This is a genomic window from Inquilinus sp. 2KB_23, from assembly GCF_052115705.1.
Classification (GTDB): Bacteria; Pseudomonadota; Alphaproteobacteria; order DSM-16000; family Inquilinaceae; genus Inquilinus; species Inquilinus ginsengisoli_A.
In genome coordinates this window covers 103,723-119,064 of sequence record NZ_JBFRHF010000020.1, presented here as the reverse complement: position 1 = coordinate 119,064, position 15,342 = coordinate 103,723, and the positions used below count along the sequence as shown (strand labels likewise).

Genomic DNA, 15,342 nt, shown 5'->3' with positions numbered 1-15,342 from the left:
GTCCTCATCACTCGATGCCACCACCCTAATCCCCCGGCAGCGGCGCCGGGAGTAACAAGGTGGTCGTGAATCCCGGCACTGGCGGGGTCATCCAGCGAAGCGCCCGCCCGCGCCCGAACGACTGCACCTTGCCGGCCGCCGCCAGCGCGTCGAGGCCCCGCTGCACGGTGCGCTGGCTGGCGCCGAGCGCCAGCGCCAGGGCCGAGCTCGACCAGGATTCACCGTCGGCGAGGAAGGCCAGCACCGCGGCATGCTGCTCCTCGACGGGCCGTGCCAGCACCACGACCTCGCCGGCACGGCGCGGCACCAGCGCGAACCCGCGCTGGGTCGCGCTCACGCCGGCCAGCGGCCGCAGCATCGTGCGAAGCCGGCCGATCTCGACCCGCAGCCGCGCGCGATGCGATTCATCGGCGTGCTTCGCGCCGAAGGCCCGCGCGAGGAGCGTGCCTCTCGGCACGTCCCCGGGCCAGGCCTCGCCCAGCGCGCGGGCCAGCGCGAACAGCACCGGGCGCGTCGCGAGCGAGACCACGGTGCCGGCGTCCCGCACGGCATGGCGGCACGCGTCCACCACGAGCGCCTCCGACGCCAGCAGCGCCTCGACCTCCTCGAGCAGGAGCGGGCGTTCCTCGCCACGCGCCAGCAGGCGTGCCGCGGGCGTATTCAGGACCAGGGATGCGCTTTCGACCTCCGCCGTCAGCGCGGGAATGCCGGCGGCGCGCGCGGCGCTCCCGGCCCGGACGAGCGCCGCGCGCGCGGCCTGGGTCTGCAAGCGCCGCATCGCGATCCCCGCGACCACCAGCTCATGGGCGGCCTCCAGCGCGGGCGGCAGGGGCGCGGGGTCGAGATCGGCGAGGGTGCGCTCGGCCTCGTCGAGGCGGCCGATCAGGAGCAGGCGGCGGACCGCGAGATACCGGGCATGCGCGGCATTGACCCGGTCGCCATGCGCCTCGAGCGTCGCCCGCGCGGCGTCGAGCGTCTTCGCCGGCCAGCCCAGGTCGCGCGAAGCGAGGGCGATTTCGGCCTCGGCGACGACGCAGCGCGCGCGGGCCACCGACTCTCTCGGGCCGAAGGCGCGCGCCGCCCGCCGCATGAGAGCCTTGGCCCGAACCAGATCGCCGAGCTGCGCCATGGCGATGCCCCGCAACGCCAGCGCCGGGGCGTCGTCGCGCAGGGCGACCCGCTTCAGGGCGCCGAGGGGATCACCCGCCGCGAGCGCGCGGGCCGCAGCCGTGATCAGCGAGTCCACTGGAATCCCGCCACACTTGTCACTCCCCCCGTTCCGCCATCCGGCCCCAAGTCTATCCCGCGGCTGACGGCCGCGGACAGCATCGCGAACGGATGGAGGCGCGAAAATGGCGACGACCGGGACGCATCAGGGATCTCCGGTCACGGCCGGCCTCGGCGCCGCGGACTGGTTGTCCCTTGCCGCCGCCCCGACCTTCGCCGCCATGGCGCTGCTGACGCCTGGTCTTGGCGGAATGCCGGATATCTGCTCGGTCGCCCCGAACGCATCCCCGCTGAGTGGAATGGTGCCGATGTACTGGCTCATGGCCGCCGTCCATCTGGCGCCGTGGCTGAAGCTGGCCTCCCGGCGGCGCAGCGGGGCCCGCCGGTCCTGATCCGCGCAGCCGGACTCCCGCCACACTTGTCACTCCCGGCATCCGATGCCCCGGCGCCAATCTCTTTCACGACCCTAAGCCCCAAAGGAGAAGGACGATGACCACGCACCCGACTGGCACACGCGAAGAGTGGATGGCTGCCCGCCTGGATCTGCTCGAGGCGGAGAAGGAGCTGACGCGGCGCAGCGACGAGCTGGCGCAGTGGCGTCAGGACCTGCCCTGGGTCCGGGTCGACAAGGGCTATCGGTTCGAGACCGAGAACGGGGCTGCCGCGCTGCCGGACCTGTTCCGTGGGCGCTCGCAGCTCCTGATCTACCACTTCATGTTCGGGCCCGACTACACCGCGGGGTGCCCGTCCTGCTCGGCGATCGCGGACGGGTTCGAGGGCATCGCCGTCCATCTGGCGAACCACGACGTCACGTTGTCGGCGGTGTCGCGGGCGCCGCTCGCCACGCTGCAGGCGTACCAGCGGCGGATGGGGTGGAGCTTCCCCTGGGCATCCTCGCTCGGCGCGGATTTCAACTTCGACTTCAACGTCTCGCTCACCGAGCAGCAGCAGCGCGAAGGCACCGCCGAATACAACTACCGGCGCGAGCCGGCCTGGGTGGGGCGCGGGATCGGCGACTCGCTGACGAAAGGCGGCGAGGGGCCCGTGGCCAAGATGGCGGGCATGACCGGGACCGACGTGGCCACCTATGTGCGCGAGCGGCCCGGCCTGAGCGCCTTCGTGCTCGAGGACGGCGTCGTCTACCACAGCTATTCCACTTATGCCCGCGGGCTGGACGGGCTGTGGGGCATGTTCCATTGGCTCGACCGCGCCCCCAGGGGGCGCAACGAGACCGGCATCTGGTGGCGCCGCCACGACGAGTACGGCAAGCGCTGAGTCCAACTCACCTGCCATCCCCACCCGAAGGAGAGCGAACCATGAGCGACGCCGCGTTGCAGTCGGACACCCGGGACATCGTGGTGGATAAGGATATTCCGCAACCCCCAGAGGCGGTCTGGAAGGCACTCACGACCGCCGGGATGATCGCCCGCTGGATCAAGGAGCCGGTCGGGTTCGAGCCCGTGGTGGGCAACCGCTTCACCTTCCAGACGACGCCGGCCGGCGCCTGGGACGGCGTCATCCATTGCCAGGTGCTGGAGGTGAAGCCGAACGAGCGCCTCGCCTATGCCTGGAAGGGCGGGCACGAGGCAAATGTCGGGTACGGCTCGCGGCTGGACACCGTCGTCACCTTCATCCTGACCAGGATCGAGGGCGGAACCCACCTTCGCCTGGTCCATTCCGGCTTTCTCGTGCCGCGGAACCAGACGGCGCTCACGAGCCTGGGCGATGGCTGGAACAAGGTCGTCGAGACGCTGGGCGACGTCGCCGGCGAACAGGACCGGCCCGACCGGCACGATTGCTGCCAGCCGGGCATGACCATAAAGGGAGAGACGGCATGAGCGTGGCTTACACCGGCGGATGCGCCTGCGGCGCGATCCGCTACGAGATTTCCGCGGAACCGATGTTCATGAACGACTGCCAGTGCCGCGACTGCCAGCGGAAGAGCGGCACCGGGCACGGGTCCTACCTGACCTTCCCCGACAGGGGGCATGTGAAGCTCGAAGGCGAAGCGACGCATTGGGACATCGTCGGCGACAGCGGCAACGTCAAAACGCGCGCGTTCTGCCCCATCTGCGGGTCACCGGTCTATCTGACCTTCGCGGCCATGCCGGACCTGTTCACCATCCACGCCGCGAGCCTCGACGACCCCGGCCGATACCAGCCGCAGGTGGTGACCTACGCCATGCGCGGCTACGCCTGGGACCACCTCGATCCGGCCCTGCCGAAATTCGACAGGATGCCGCCGATGTGACCTGCGGCCGGGAATGCTCTATCCCCGCCCGTCGGCTGCCGGATCGGGGAGGGGGCGCACGACGGTGTCCTCCGGTTCCAGCGCGCGGCCGTCCTGGGAGCGGAGCTCCAGCTTTCGCACGGGAAGGCCCCGCTTCCGGTCGACCAGAACGACATGGGCCTCGTCGGGCTCGAAGAAATAGTCCTCGCCCCACTGCCGGAGCGCGACCAGCACGGGAAACAGGCCGCGTCCCTTCTCCGTCAGCACGTAGTCCTGATAGGGGCTGCCGTCGGATGCCGGGACGGTGTCCATGATGCCGTGGGCGACGAGGCTGCGCAGCCTGGCCGCAAGGATGTTCTTCGCGAGCCCCAGGCTCTTCTGGAACTCCCCGAACCGGCTCAGGCCGTCGAAGGCATCGCGGACGATCAGCAGCGTCCATCCGTCACCGATCGCATCCAGCGGCCTGGCAACGCCACAGCGCGACTCCCTGTGGCTGGTTCTCTTGACCATCGCGACGTCACCCCGCGCTCGATCTCCAGCATGCCGTCGCCCGGCTTCGCCGGGCAGATCGCGGTTTACCTTGTCCATCATATAGTAGTTGCAGTTTAAAACCTCAAGCGATATGAGGTGGGAGGTTTTAATTTGAAACTTAAGCGCCGACGGCGCAAATCCGGAAGAGGAGACGTCTGTGGTCCCATCCGACGCCAGCTTCGGCGGCACCTTCCCGTTCGTGCCGCATGTCACCGGCGCTCCCGGCTTCCGGATGCACTATGTCGACGAGGGGCCGCGCGACGCGGAGGTCGTGCTGTGCCTCCATGGCGAGCCGAGCTGGGGCTATCTGTTCCGCCATCTGATCCCCGCGCTGAGCGGCAACTGCCGCGTGGTGGTTCCCGACCATATGGGCTTCGGCAAGAGCGAGACGCCGCAGGACCGCAGCTATTGGCTGCAGGACCACATCGACAATCTGGAGCGCTTCGTCCTTGCGCTCGATCTCGACCGCATCACCCTGGTCATGCATGATTTCGGCGGCCCGGTCGGCATGGGGCTCGCCGCCCGCCACCCTGACCGCATCCGTCGCGTGATCTCGACCAACGGGCCGACCCCGTTCGGCCAGTCCGATCTGCTCGATCGGCTGGTGGCGAATGCCGGCGTCTCACCATGGTTCCAATGGATCGCGAAGGCCGAGGCGGATGGCAGCCTCGAAGCGGTGCTGGGCCAGCTCGGCTTCAACATCCTCAGCACACTCAAGCTCAACGGCTTCGAGAACAATGCGCTGATCACCGACACCTGGCTCGCGGCCTATGGCGCACCCTTCGCGTGCCCGGCCGACTGCCTCGGCGCGATCGGCTGGGCCAAGGGCTTCGCCACGGGCGCGCACCGATTCGAGACGCCCGACGCCGCGGCCGACCGCGCGATCCGCGCCAGGCCGGCCCTGGCCATCTGGGGAGAGGCGGACCGCACGCTCCTCCCCGGGCATTTCCTGCCGCTGTTCATCCAGCTCTTCCCGGCCGCGCCGGTCCGTCGCCTGGCCGGGGTCGGCCATTACTGCCTCGAGGATGCGCCGGATGTGGTCGCAGCTCTCGTCGCGGACTTCATTCGACAGACCTAGACCGGCGGTCTACAGCTCCGGGAGCTGGCTTGGGTAGGCGGATGCGGCTCATGGGAGACAGTCGATGAAGGCCGTGCGGACCGACCGGGAGATCGATTGCCCAGGCATCGACGCCGCCCTGCGCGCGCGCGGCGTCGATCTGGTCACCCTGCCGGACGGCGTTTCCGAAGCCGATCTCATCGGCGCGGTCGCCGACGCCGACCTGCTGCTGATGTGCTACACGCCGGTCACCGCGCGGGTGATCGACGCGGCCCGCAGGCTCAAGGGCATCGTCAAATACGGCGTCGGCATCGATGCCATCGACATGGCGGCGGCGATGCGGCGCGGCATTCCCGTCGTCAATGTGCCGGAATACGCCGAGGAAACGGTGGCGGAGGGTGCGTTCACCCTGATGATCGCGCTGGCCAAGCGCCTGCCCGAGATCACGCAGGCGATGTCGCGCGACGGCTGGATCTGGCCGGCGCAACGCTGGCTGGGCCGCGACATCTCGGGGGCGACGCTCGGCCTCGTCGGCTGCGGCCGGATCGGGCGGAGCATGGCGCGCATGGCGGGCCAGGGGTTCCGCGCCCGAATCCTCGGCTACGACCCCCATGTCGATGCCGCGACGCTGCAGGCCGCCGGGATCGAGAAGGTCGACGACCTGCAGGCCATGCTGCGCGCCTGCGATTTCGTGTCCGTGCACTGCGCGCTGAGCGACAGCACCCGCGGCCTTGTCGGCCGGGCCGAGCTGGCTTGCCTGAAACCCTCCGCGATCGTCGTCAACGTCTCGCGCGGCGCGCTGATCGACGAGGCGGCCCTGGTCGAGGCGGTCGTCGCGGGGCGCATCGGCGGCGTCGGCCTCGACGTCTATTCGGTGGAGCCGCTGACCAAATCGGGGCATCCGATGAGCGCGCTGTTCGATCGCGACAACGTGATCCTGTTTCCGCACCTGACCTTCTTCACCGCCGAGGCGATGCGCCGGCTCGAGGAGGACACGCTGGCGCGCTGCCACGAGATCCTCGACGGCCGTCCGGTGACGGTGCGGTCGCACGATCCGCGGCTGCGGGCACAGAGGGCAGGCATCGTCTTCGGCTGACCAAGGCGCCGCTGAAGATCATTCAAGCATCAAGGACGAGGAGGCCGGCACCGAGGCCTATGGCAGCAGGACCGTCGCGCCGGTGGTCAGCCGCGCTTCGAGCCGGCGGTGCGCCTCGGCCGCCTCGGCGAGCGGCAGGCGGGCATGGACCGGGACCGTCACCGCGCCGCTCGCAACCACGCGGAACAGGTCCGCGCTCATGGCGAGAACGTCCTCGCGCCGCACCAGATGGTCGAACAGCAGCTGCGACGTGGCGAAGATCGAGCCCTTCCGCATCAGCAGCCCGATGTCGAAGGGCTCGGCCGGTCCCGATGCCGCGCCGAAGCTGACGACGGTGCCGAAGCGCCTGAGGCAGTCGAGCGACCCCGCGAAGGTCGCCTTGCCGACGCCGTCATAGACCACGTCGCAGCCGCGGCCGCCGGTGATCTCCCGCACCCGCGCGACAAAATCCTCGTGGCCGTACTCGATGACATGGTCGCAGCCGTTCCGGCGCGCCAGTGCGGCCTTCTCGGGTGAGCCGACCGTGCCGATGACGGTCGCGCCGAGATGCTTCGCCCATTGCGTCAGGATCAGGCCGACCCCGCCCGCCGCCGCATGCACCAGGACAGTGTGCCCCGCCTCGACGCGAAAGGTCCGGCGCAGCAGGTATTGCGCGGTCAGGCCCTTCAGCATCATCGCGGCGCCGGTCTCGAAGTCGATGGCGTCGGGCAGGGGGACCAGGAAATGGGCCGGCACGATGCGCTCCTCGGCATAGGAGCCGAGGGTCTCGACATAGACCACGCGGTCGCCCGCGGCGAAGCCCTCGACGCCCGGGCCGACCGACACCACCTCGCCGGCGCCCTCGTTGCCCGGCGTGAAGGGCAAAGCGGGCGGGGCATAGGCGCCGCTGCGGAAGTAGATGTCGACGAAGTTGAGGCCGATCGCCCGGTTGCGGACACGGACCTCGCCGGGGCCGGGCTGGCCGATGTCGATGTCCTCATAGGCCAGCACCTCCGGCCCGCCATGGCGGTGAACTCGGATCGCTTTCATGGGTCCCTCTCGCGTTGCGCTGTGCCGTGTCTGGGAGATAGCGGGCCGCGAGATATGTTTGTAGACTGATGTCGGTGAGATCAGAGTTCAACGGACATGATATCCGAACAGATCGGCCTCGACCTTCTCCGCAGCTATGTCGCGGTCTGCCGGCAGGGCAGCCTGAGCCGGGTCGCGGCGCAGACCGGCCGCACCCAATCGGCGCTGAGCATGCAGATGCGCCGGCTGGAGGGCCTGCTCGACCGGCAGCTGTTCCAGCGCACCGGCCGCGGCGTGGTGCCGACCGCGGAGGGGGAACTGCTGCTGGGCTACGCGACCCGCATCCTGGCGCTGGGCGACGAGGCGGTGGCCCGGCTGCAGCAGACCGAAATCAGCGGCGGCGTGCGCATCGGCCTGGCCGAGGAGGTGGCCACGGCCACGCTTCCCGCCGCGCTGGGGCGGCTGCATCGCGCCTATCCCGACATCCGCCCCGAGGTGACGGTCGAGCATAGCGTCGCGCTGGGGCGGCTTTGGGCCGAGGAGGGGCTGGATGTCATGATCGCCCCGACCTCCGTGGTGGTGGCCGACGCCCTGACCACCTGGAATGTTGAGCTGCAATGGGCCTGCGCCCTGGACTATGTCCCGGATCCGGACCGGCCGCTCGATCTCGTCGTCTTCGCCGCGCCCTGTCTGTGGCGCCGGCGCATGATCGACGCGCTGGCCGCCGACGGGCGCGAGCATCGGGTGATGTTCACCAGCCGGAGCGTCATGGCCCTGCAGGCCGCGGTCGAGAACGGGCTGGGCATCGGGCTGCTGCCGCCCGAATCCGTCCGCGCGGGGGCGATGCGGGCGTTGAAGCCGTCGGCCGGGGTGCCGGGGCCGCTGACCGTCCAGTATGGCCTCTACGCCCGGGATCGGCGGACGCCCCTCCTGGATGCCGTGATCGCCATCTTGCTGGAGGGCATGCCGGCGACGCCCGGACCGTGATCGGCCCGGCTAGAACCATGCCATGCAACGCGGTGTTGCGGTCGTAACCGGTTTGTCGGGCCCCGACGTCAATTCGTAACGCCGGATGGGAATTCTGCGGGCAGGGAGGGACATCAGGATTGGAGGTTCCCTCAGCGCCATCAGGAGGGTGCCCAGCGTGTCTCGTCAGATCAGCCATCGGCTGCTGCCCGTCCTCGCCTGCGTCCTGGCGACGGCCGCAGCCACGGGCGCCGGCGCGGCCAGCGACGCCACCGGCATGCGCGCCATCGGGGGCGCCTATCGCCAGCTTGTCCATGAGCTGGAGCAGAGCCACGGTGCCCGGCCCGACAGTGCGGCGAGCCAGAGAATCGCGGCGGCGGCCCGGGATTTCCAGGATGCGCTCAAGCGCGACGGCGGCGCGCGGCCGGAACTCGCAACCGACGCCAGGAACATCGTCGTTTCCCTCGGGGATGGGACGTTCAGCGCCGATGGCAGCATCGCCGCGCTGCGGCGCGACGCCAGGGGCAGCGTCATCACGGCCGAGCCGTGGATCCCGTCGCCGGGTGGGGATCCGATTCCGGGCGCCATCGGCATCGCCCTGAACCAGACCGGCGAAGGCGATTGCGTCGGCATTTCGGTGATCAAGGCGTTCTCGGACACGCCGGCCGGCACTGCGATCCTGCACAAGGCCGTCACCGCCAACGCCGATGGCAGCTTCAACATCAGCTTCCCCGGCGATGCCACGACCGTCTACCACCTCGGCCCGGACGATCTCGACCAGTTCGGCAAGGGCGACCCGGCGGCGGCGGCCCTGGTCGGCGCCATGTTCCGCTACTTCCACCGCGACCCCAGCCAAGGGGCGCTGCCGACCAACAAGGTGATGGAGCTGCTCGCCGGCACCCTCGGCGACCATGCCCGGCGGGCCGATGCCGAGATGACGCCGCAGGAGATCACGGACTTCCTGGCCGGCAATGCTGACAACGTCGGTAGGGGCGTCGCCATGGTGTTCGGCGGCAAGCCGGGCCGCAATGGCGAGTGGACCAAGGGCGACGGTCACGCCTTCGCCGTCATCCGCATCGACCCCGCCGCGGGGATGCTGACCTACACCAACCCCTGGAACGAAGCGACGACCCGGACCATCGCGATCGCCGATCTCGCGCGGCAGGCGGCGGGCACGTCGGCGGATTTCGAGACCGTGACCTTTCGCTGAACGGCCGGCTCAGGCTGTGAACAGGCTCTGCGCCATGAAGTCGACGAAGACCCTGAGCTTCGGCGACAGGTGGCGGCTCGATGGCCACAGCATCCGGAACGTGCCGGAGTGATCGGTGTGGGCGTCGAGCACGGTGACGAGCGTGCCGGCGTCGAGCTGGCGACGAAGGGCGAAGTCCGGCAGGCAGGCGATGCCGAAGCCCTGCTCGGCCATCGCGATCAGGGGCTCGATGGTGTTCACCACCGCCGTGGTCGGCAGCTCGACATCCCGGCGCCCGCGGCGCAGCGGCCAGGGCTCGAGCTTGCCGTTGGTCGCGTAGCGATGGTGCAGGCAGGCGTGGGCGGCGAGGTCGCCTGGAGTTTGCGGCATGCCCCGCAGCGCGACATAGCCGGGCGAGGCGACGAGGATGAGCCGGAAGGTGCCCAGCACCCGGGTCATCAGCCTGGAATCGCTGACCTCGCCGGCGCGCACCACGGCATCGAAGCCCTCATCGATCACGTCGACCAGCCGGTCGGTGAAATCGAGGTCCAGCTCGATTTCCGGATAGGCGCGCATGAACGCGCTCAGCGCCGGCATCATCAGCATGCCGGCGAGCGGCAGGCTGACGCGCAGCTTGCCGCGCGGCGCGCCCTGTGTCTGGGCGATCTCCAGCTCGGCCGCCTCGATCTCGGAGAAGATGCGCCGGCAGCGCTCCAGGAAGCGGGCGCCCTCCGGCGTCAGCGTGATCGTGCGCGTGGAGCGGTGGAACAGCCGCACGCCCAGCTGCTCCTCCAGCCGCGTGACCGCCTTGCCGATCGCCGAGGACGAGACGCGCAACTGCCGTCCCGCGGCCGTGAAGCTGCGGGCCTCGGCGGCCTGAACGAAGGCGTTGAGAGGGCCGAGACTGTCCATCCATCGCATCCCGATTTCGGACGGATATGTCCGATGTCCTCAGAACTATAGCGTTGTTCTCCGCAGTGCCGGATGAATTTATCTTGCTTGCCAGGGCGATGGCCGGATCTGCCTCGTCCACGCCCTCGCTTCCCAGCAAGAGAGAAACGCCATGTCGCAAGTCTCAGCAGCCCCCCAGCAGCACGACCGCTTTCCCTATTCCGCCATCGTCGACCGCCCGTCGCTGCGCTGGCCGAACGGGGCGCGCGTGGCGGTCTGGGTCATCCCGAACATCGAGCACTTCCTGTTCGATCGCCCCTCCAGCTCCATCATCGCGGCGACCAAAGAGCTGGTGCCCGACGTGCTGAACTATTCCTGGCGCGACTACGGCGTCCGCGTCGGCATCTGGCGGATGATGGAGGTGATGGAGCGATACGGGGTCAAGGGCACCGTGGCGCTCAACGCCGATGTCTGCCGGCACTATCCCCGCATCATCGAGGCCGGCAACGCGCTCGGCTGGGAATGGATGGGCCACGGCCCCAACAACTCCACCCTGATGAACGGGCAGGCGGAGGAGGGGCGGCTGGTGAATGCGGTGGTCGACGCCATCGAGCAGGGCACCGGCCGGCGGCCGCGGGGCTGGCTCAGCCCGGCGCTGAGTGAATCGCACGACACGCTCGACCTGCTGGCCGCGGCCGGCATCCGATACATCGCCGATTGGGTCAATGACGAGCAGCCCTATCCGATGCGGGTGAAGACCGGCTCGATGCTGTCGCTGCCATACTCGGTCGAGATCAACGACTACACCGCCTTCCTTGAACAGGGGCTGACCGGCGAGGCCTTCGGCCGGATGATCTGCGACCAGTTCGACGGCCTCTACGAGGACGGCGCCCGGTCGGGGCGGGTGATGGCGATCTGCCTGCACCCGTTCCTGGTCGGCCACCCCCATCGCAGCCAGCACTTCGCCAAGGCGCTCGCCCACATCACCTCGCACCGCGACGTCTGGATGGCGACCGGCGGCGAGATCGCCGACTGGTACGGCAAGACCTACGGGAACATCTGACCGGACGGAGACGGCCGCTCAGAACATGCCTTCAGGCTGGGATCGCTTCTTCCGTCGCGGGCCTTCCCACACGACGCCGGGGAAGCCCTTCAGGGGGCGCAGCGGCTCGCCCCGGTAGGTCCATTCCGGCGCCTGTTCGATGGCGATGTGGTACAGCGGCTCCCGGCCGGTGCGGGTCTCGAACAGCGCGCGCGGCAGGTTCACCATCTGCGGCGCGCGCGGCCGTTCGTAGAACAGCGGCGTCCCGCACCGGGTGCAGAAGCTCCGCGCGGTTCCCGTCGCCTCGTCCTCGAAGCGGGTGATGCCGGCGGCGCCCTTGGTGATGCGGAAGCGGCTGCGCCAGCTGCCGACATAGGTGGCGTAGGCGGCGCCGTGGGCGTGCCGGCTGGCCTGGGAATGGTCGTGCCAGGCCCAGCGGGCCGGCACATCGATCTCGACCTGCACCGCGCCGCACAGGCATCGGCCCTTCGCCACCGCCGCCGGTGTCTTCCGGATCTTTCCGACCGCTGCCTTGCCCATCCCGGCCTCCGACTGTCGCGCGATGATCCCTGGTGTATCAGGCCATCGCTGTCACGGAGTGTCAGGTTTTCCCGGGGTCCCGAAAAGATCCCAGCACCGACTGTCGCCGCTGCAGGAAGCGGCGGACGGCGGGGTCGCGTTCGAGGCCGATCGCGATCTCGAAGGCGCGGCGGGCGTCACCATCGGCTCCGGTCCGGGCCAGCAGCTCCGCCTGCGCCACCCAGTAGGGCGCGTATTCGGCCAGCCGCGGGTCCGACGCGACCGCCTGCATCGCGTCGAGGCCGGCCTCCGCGCCTTGGAGTTCCGCAATCGCCAGGGCGCGATTCACCGCCACCACAGGTGAGCCGACCAATGCCAGCAGCGCGTCGTACAGCTGCACCACCTCGGCCCAGTTGGCGCGGCCGCTGCGGCAGCGATGGACATGCGCCGACTGCAGTGCCGCCTCCAGCTGGTAGCGGCCGATCGAGCCCATGGCGCCGGCGCGCCGCAGCAGCGCCTCGGCCGCCGCGATCATGCGGCCGTCCCAGGAGGCCGGGTCCTGCTTGTCCAGCGGCACGAACTCGCCCTCGGCGTCACGGCGGGCGCCACGCCGGGCATGCGCGTGCAGCATCAGCGCCAGCAGGCCCAGCGCCTCCGGCTCCCCGGGCAGCAGCTCGGTCGCCAGCCGGGCCAGGAACAGGGCCTCCTCGGTCAGGTCGCGGCGGACGGTGTCGGTCCCGCCGGGATCGGTCCAGCCTTCGGTGAAGGCGGCGTAGACGGCGTCCAGCACGGCGCCGAGCCGGCCGGGAAGATCCTCGCGCCCCGGCACGACGAAGGGGATGCCGGCCTGGCGGATCTTGTCCTTGGCCCGGACCAGCCGCTTGCCCATCGCCGCGGGGGAGGAGAGGAAGGCCGAGGCGATGGTCTCCGCGCTCAGCCCCAGGACCGCCTGCAGCATCAGGGGCGCCCGGATGCCGGGCTCGATCGCCGGATGGGCGCAGGCGAACATCAACGCCAGGCGGTAATCCGGGATCTCGGCCTCGGCCGCTGCCGCGGCGCCCAGCTCCTCCGCCAGCAGCTGCAGCGGGGCGGCCGCGGCCTGGCCGCTCTGGCGCCGCCGGGCGGCGTCGACCAGCTTGCGGCGGGCGGCGGTCAGCAGCCAGGCCTCCGGGTTCGCCGGGCAGCCTTTCACCGGCCAGTCGGCCAGCGCCGCGGCGAACGCCTCGGACAGCGCGTCCTCGGCGGCGGCGACGTCCCGGGTGCGGGACGCGAGGAAGGCGACGAGCTTGCCGTAGCTGCGGCGCGCCACCGCGTCCGCCATGCCCTGCGCCTGCGCGCCGCCTTCCCTCAGGTTCATGCGTCGCGGCTCAGGCCGACATCGCCCAGAGCGGGCGGACCTCGACCACGCCATGCCCCACCGTCGGGCAGCGGGAGGCCCAGGAGAGCGCGGCATCGAGGTCGGGCACGTCGATCAGGTAGTAGCCGCCCAGCTGTTCGCGCGAATCCGCATAGGGGCCGTCCAGCACCTGCGGCTTGCCGTCGGTCAGGCGCACGGTGGTCGCGGCCGAACTGCCCTGGAGGCGGTCCGCGCCCTTGAGCACGCCGGCCTTCGTCAACGCCTCCGAATACGCCCTGTAGGCCGCGACTCCCTGTTCCTGCTGGGCGGGCGTCAGATGGGCCCAGCCACCTTCGTTCGCGTAGAGCAACAGCATGTACTGCATGGGAAGTCTCCCCGATGGTTGTGGCGGGCAGCATGCTCCGCCGACCCTATGACGCGCGAGCCCCGACGATCTGGACATCGGAGTTCGAAGGATGTGAATCCGGCGGTGTCTTGCCGCGGACCCGCCGGCAAACCATGTCATCTGGGGGCTGGTTGTCCGGTGCGATCACGGGAAGAAGGCCAATCGGATGGCAGCGAGGCGATGGTCGGCGGGGACGTACGACGATCCGAGGCAGCTTTGGCTGGACCTCGACATGCCTCTGCTGCCTCCGCTGCGACCCCCATCATTACCCACGTCTGCTCCTCCGCCAGGAGGAGGGAAACGCGAGGACAGCGTTTTCTTTGCTATCTTGTTGGGCTCGACCGCGGCGGCACTTGCAACGGAGCTTCTCGACCGCTTGCAACATCGGGATGGTTTTGGGGGGCGTCGGCGCCCAACAGAGCTGTTGCATGTCTCGCTCCTGCGTGTCGGCGGCTATCAGAGTTTGCCGTCGGACATCCTCGACGCAGCCCTGCGGGGGGCACTGATCGTCGACGTGCCGCAGTTCGATGTAACATTTGATCGTGTGGCGAGTTTCAAAGTCGGGAAGGGACGGCACGCGCTCGTCCTGCTCTGCAATCGTGGCTCTGCCGCGCTGGCCGGCCTGCAAGAGACCATCGTTGCGGGGATGAAGGCTGTCGGACTTTCGGTTCCTCCGCTCCCCCAATTCGTGCCGCATATGACCCTGCTTTACGGTCGGAAGCCGTTTCCCGAGATGCGGCTCGACAAACCGATCACCTTAAAGGCTAGCGATTTCGCCCTTGTGCGCAGCCTGTATGGCCGAAGCCAGTATCATATTCTCGGCCAGTGGCCGCTGCGTGGATGACGCGCGTTCCGGCCGCCCTTATGGTCTGCCCGACACGCATGAGCTGAGCGGACCTGACATGGCGAAAGCGGCCCCCGTCACGATCTACGGCATCAAGAACTGCGACACGATGAAGAAGGCGCGGGCCTGGCTCGACAGCCACGGCGTTGCCTACGCCTTCCACGACTACAAGGCGATGGGCGTCGAGCGCGCCACGCTCGAGGGTTGGGCCCGCCAGGTCGGCTGGGAGGTGCTGCTGAACCGCGCCGGCACCACCTTCCGCAAGCTGCCGGACGCGGCCCGGGAGGGGCTGACCGAGGCCAAGGCGATCGCGCTGATGCTCGACCAGCCCTCGATGATCAAGCGGCCGGTGCTCGACCTCGGCGGCCGGCTGCTGGTGGGGTTCAAGCCGGAGCAGTATGAGGCAGCGCTCGGCGCCGGGCGCTGACGCCGGAAGCATCTCGCCTCACGCCGCCTTCCACTTGATCGAGCACCCCATCGACGGCGGCTGCTCATCCGGCGCCTCGCCGGTCTCGGCGATCCGGCGCATCGCCTCGACCAGTTCGCGCCGCGCGCCGGGCGGCGGCGGGGTGGTGCGGCCCTCGTCCAGCCGGCCGCGGTACTTCAGCCCGCGCCACCGGTCGTAGCCGAAGAAGTCGGGGGTGCAGATCGCCTCATAGGCCCGCGCCGCCGACTGGTCCTCGTCATGCAGGTAGGGGAAGGGGAAGCCGTGCGCGGCGGCGAAGGCCTTCATCCGGTCGAAGCCGTCCTCCGGATGGCTGGTCGCGTCGTTCGAGCAGATGGCGGCGACGCCGATGCCCTCGGCCAGCAGCACGCGGGCGTCGGCGACCAGCCGGTCGATCACCGCCTTCACATAGGGGCAGTGGTTGCACAGGAAGACGATCACCGTGCCGCGCGGGCCGGCGACGTCGTCCAGCGTGTAGGTGCGGCCGTCGGTGGCCGGCAGCCGGAAATCCGGGGCTGGCGTGTCGGGCCTGACGGGCGGGGGCGTGGCCATGGC

The 15,342-nt window shown here is 69.7% G+C and carries 19 protein-coding genes; 11 read left to right on the top strand and 8 right to left on the bottom strand.

Translation table 11 applies throughout. The annotated features are described in order from the left end of the window. Nucleotides 1-25: 25 nt before the first annotated feature. Nucleotides 26-1,246 carry a hypothetical protein gene (locus AB4112_RS24160; RefSeq protein ID WP_441723483.1) on the bottom strand — a complete coding sequence of 407 codons (1,221 nt, stop codon included), beginning with the start codon at nucleotides 1,244-1,246 and terminating at the stop codon, nucleotides 26-28. Nucleotides 1,247-1,352: 106 nt separating this feature from the next. Here AB4112_RS24160 and AB4112_RS24155 point away from each other — a divergent pair, with 106 nt between their 5' ends. From AB4112_RS24155 to AB4112_RS24140, 4 genes are all read left to right on the top strand, one after another. Then, nucleotides 1,353-1,619 carry a hypothetical protein gene (locus AB4112_RS24155; protein ID WP_441723482.1) on the top strand — a complete coding sequence of 89 codons (267 nt, stop codon included), beginning with the start codon at nucleotides 1,353-1,355 and terminating at the stop codon, nucleotides 1,617-1,619. Between the two features lie 97 nt (nucleotides 1,620-1,716). Next, a complete protein-coding gene (locus tag AB4112_RS24150; protein ID WP_309792373.1) occupies nucleotides 1,717-2,502 on the top strand; it encodes a DUF899 domain-containing protein in 786 nt (261 codons plus the stop codon). A gap of 41 nt (nucleotides 2,503-2,543) precedes the next feature. Continuing rightward, entirely contained in the window at nucleotides 2,544-3,065 is a 522-nt protein-coding gene (locus AB4112_RS24145) for an SRPBCC family protein (protein WP_309792372.1), read from the top strand. Continuing rightward, the gene (locus tag AB4112_RS24140; RefSeq protein ID WP_441723481.1) at nucleotides 3,062-3,478 is read left to right on the top strand and encodes a GFA family protein; all 417 of its coding nucleotides are present in this window, start codon (nucleotides 3,062-3,064) and stop codon (nucleotides 3,476-3,478) included. Before AB4112_RS24145 ends, AB4112_RS24140 begins: the two co-directional genes overlap by 4 nt. Before the next feature lie 18 nt (nucleotides 3,479-3,496). Here AB4112_RS24140 and AB4112_RS24135 read toward each other — a convergent pair whose 3' ends face one another. Beyond that, complete coding sequence (locus AB4112_RS24135; protein ID WP_441723480.1) at nucleotides 3,497-3,967, bottom strand: winged helix-turn-helix transcriptional regulator; 471 nt, start codon at nucleotides 3,965-3,967, stop codon at nucleotides 3,497-3,499. 178 nt (nucleotides 3,968-4,145) lie between these two features. Between AB4112_RS24135 and AB4112_RS24130 the strand changes: the two genes are divergently transcribed. Together AB4112_RS24130 and AB4112_RS24125 are read left to right on the top strand one after the other, a co-directional pair. Continuing rightward, entirely contained in the window at nucleotides 4,146-5,066 is a 921-nt protein-coding gene (locus AB4112_RS24130; RefSeq protein ID WP_309792368.1) for an alpha/beta fold hydrolase, read from the top strand. Nucleotides 5,067-5,130: 64 nt separating this feature from the next. Continuing rightward, entirely contained in the window at nucleotides 5,131-6,141 is a 1,011-nt protein-coding gene (locus AB4112_RS24125; RefSeq protein WP_309792367.1) for a 2-hydroxyacid dehydrogenase, read from the top strand. A 57-nt stretch (nucleotides 6,142-6,198) separates the two neighbouring features. On the opposite strand, the gene AB4112_RS24120 is transcribed toward AB4112_RS24125, so the two are convergent. Beyond that, a complete protein-coding gene (locus AB4112_RS24120) occupies nucleotides 6,199-7,170 on the bottom strand; it encodes a quinone oxidoreductase family protein (protein WP_441723479.1) in 972 nt (323 codons plus the stop codon). 96 nt (nucleotides 7,171-7,266) lie between these two features. On the opposite strand from AB4112_RS24120, the gene AB4112_RS24115 reads away from it, so the two are divergent. Then, on the top strand, nucleotides 7,267-8,136 hold the full coding sequence (locus AB4112_RS24115; protein WP_309792365.1) for a LysR substrate-binding domain-containing protein: 870 nt from the start codon (nucleotides 7,267-7,269) through the stop codon (nucleotides 8,134-8,136). 157 nt (nucleotides 8,137-8,293) lie between these two features. Beyond that, on the top strand, nucleotides 8,294-9,325 hold the full coding sequence (locus tag AB4112_RS24110; RefSeq protein WP_441723478.1) for a hypothetical protein: 1,032 nt from the start codon (nucleotides 8,294-8,296) through the stop codon (nucleotides 9,323-9,325). A gap of 9 nt (nucleotides 9,326-9,334) precedes the next feature. Here AB4112_RS24110 and AB4112_RS24105 read toward each other — a convergent pair whose 3' ends face one another. Further along, nucleotides 9,335-10,216, bottom strand: coding sequence for a LysR family transcriptional regulator (locus AB4112_RS24105; RefSeq protein WP_441723477.1), 882 nt, complete (start codon nucleotides 10,214-10,216; stop codon nucleotides 9,335-9,337). A gap of 151 nt (nucleotides 10,217-10,367) precedes the next feature. Here AB4112_RS24105 and AB4112_RS24100 point away from each other — a divergent pair, with 151 nt between their 5' ends. Beyond that, nucleotides 10,368-11,258, top strand: coding sequence for a polysaccharide deacetylase family protein (locus AB4112_RS24100; protein WP_441723476.1), 891 nt, complete (start codon nucleotides 10,368-10,370; stop codon nucleotides 11,256-11,258). An 18-nt stretch (nucleotides 11,259-11,276) separates the two neighbouring features. Here AB4112_RS24100 and AB4112_RS24095 read toward each other — a convergent pair whose 3' ends face one another. The 3 genes from AB4112_RS24095 to AB4112_RS24085 form a co-directional block, all read right to left on the bottom strand. Further along, on the bottom strand, nucleotides 11,277-11,777 hold the full coding sequence (locus AB4112_RS24095) for a GFA family protein (protein ID WP_441723475.1): 501 nt from the start codon (nucleotides 11,775-11,777) through the stop codon (nucleotides 11,277-11,279). 61 nt (nucleotides 11,778-11,838) lie between these two features. Next, nucleotides 11,839-13,113, bottom strand: a complete 1,275-nt coding sequence (locus tag AB4112_RS24090) for an RNA polymerase sigma factor (protein ID WP_441723474.1) — start codon at nucleotides 13,111-13,113, stop codon at nucleotides 11,839-11,841. A gap of 10 nt (nucleotides 13,114-13,123) precedes the next feature. Then, the gene (locus AB4112_RS24085; protein WP_441723473.1) at nucleotides 13,124-13,477 is read right to left on the bottom strand and encodes a YciI family protein; all 354 of its coding nucleotides are present in this window, start codon (nucleotides 13,475-13,477) and stop codon (nucleotides 13,124-13,126) included. Between the two features lie 352 nt (nucleotides 13,478-13,829). Between AB4112_RS24085 and AB4112_RS24080 the strand changes: the two genes are divergently transcribed. Both AB4112_RS24080 and AB4112_RS24075 read left to right on the top strand, forming a co-directional pair. Continuing rightward, nucleotides 13,830-14,342, top strand: a complete 513-nt coding sequence (locus tag AB4112_RS24080) for a 2'-5' RNA ligase family protein (RefSeq protein ID WP_441723472.1) — start codon at nucleotides 13,830-13,832, stop codon at nucleotides 14,340-14,342. A 58-nt stretch (nucleotides 14,343-14,400) separates the two neighbouring features. Then, nucleotides 14,401-14,769, top strand: coding sequence for an ArsC family reductase (locus AB4112_RS24075; protein ID WP_441723471.1), 369 nt, complete (start codon nucleotides 14,401-14,403; stop codon nucleotides 14,767-14,769). Nucleotides 14,770-14,787: 18 nt separating this feature from the next. Here AB4112_RS24075 and AB4112_RS24070 read toward each other — a convergent pair whose 3' ends face one another. Continuing rightward, nucleotides 14,788-15,339: a thioredoxin family protein gene (locus AB4112_RS24070; RefSeq protein WP_309792353.1), complete on the bottom strand. Its 552-nt coding sequence runs from the start codon at nucleotides 15,337-15,339 to the stop codon at nucleotides 14,788-14,790. Between the last annotated feature and the right edge of the window lie 3 nt (nucleotides 15,340-15,342).

Coding starts and splice junctions, on each gene's coding strand:
- AB4112_RS24095 (WP_441723475.1), bottom strand. CDS start 11,777: ATGGGCAAGGCAGCGGTCGGAAAGATCCGGAAGACACCGGCGGCGGTG.
- AB4112_RS24085 (WP_441723473.1), bottom strand. CDS start 13,477: ATGCAGTACATGCTGTTGCTCTACGCGAACGAAGGTGGCTGGGCCCAT.
- AB4112_RS24135 (WP_441723480.1), bottom strand. CDS start 3,967: ATGGTCAAGAGAACCAGCCACAGGGAGTCGCGCTGTGGCGTTGCCAGG.
- AB4112_RS24105 (WP_441723477.1), bottom strand. CDS start 10,216: ATGGACAGTCTCGGCCCTCTCAACGCCTTCGTTCAGGCCGCCGAGGCC.
- AB4112_RS24150 (WP_309792373.1), top strand. CDS start 1,717: ATGACCACGCACCCGACTGGCACACGCGAAGAGTGGATGGCTGCCCGC.
- AB4112_RS24090 (WP_441723474.1), bottom strand. CDS start 13,113: ATGAACCTGAGGGAAGGCGGCGCGCAGGCGCAGGGCATGGCGGACGCG.
- AB4112_RS24075 (WP_441723471.1), top strand. CDS start 14,401: ATGGCGAAAGCGGCCCCCGTCACGATCTACGGCATCAAGAACTGCGAC.
- AB4112_RS24070 (WP_309792353.1), bottom strand. CDS start 15,339: ATGGCCACGCCCCCGCCCGTCAGGCCCGACACGCCAGCCCCGGATTTC.
- AB4112_RS24100 (WP_441723476.1), top strand. CDS start 10,368: ATGTCGCAAGTCTCAGCAGCCCCCCAGCAGCACGACCGCTTTCCCTAT.
- AB4112_RS24125 (WP_309792367.1), top strand. CDS start 5,131: ATGAAGGCCGTGCGGACCGACCGGGAGATCGATTGCCCAGGCATCGAC.
- AB4112_RS24120 (WP_441723479.1), bottom strand. CDS start 7,170: ATGAAAGCGATCCGAGTTCACCGCCATGGCGGGCCGGAGGTGCTGGCC.
- AB4112_RS24115 (WP_309792365.1), top strand. CDS start 7,267: ATGATATCCGAACAGATCGGCCTCGACCTTCTCCGCAGCTATGTCGCG.
- AB4112_RS24155 (WP_441723482.1), top strand. CDS start 1,353: ATGGCGACGACCGGGACGCATCAGGGATCTCCGGTCACGGCCGGCCTC.
- AB4112_RS24140 (WP_441723481.1), top strand. CDS start 3,062: ATGAGCGTGGCTTACACCGGCGGATGCGCCTGCGGCGCGATCCGCTAC.
- AB4112_RS24145 (WP_309792372.1), top strand. CDS start 2,544: ATGAGCGACGCCGCGTTGCAGTCGGACACCCGGGACATCGTGGTGGAT.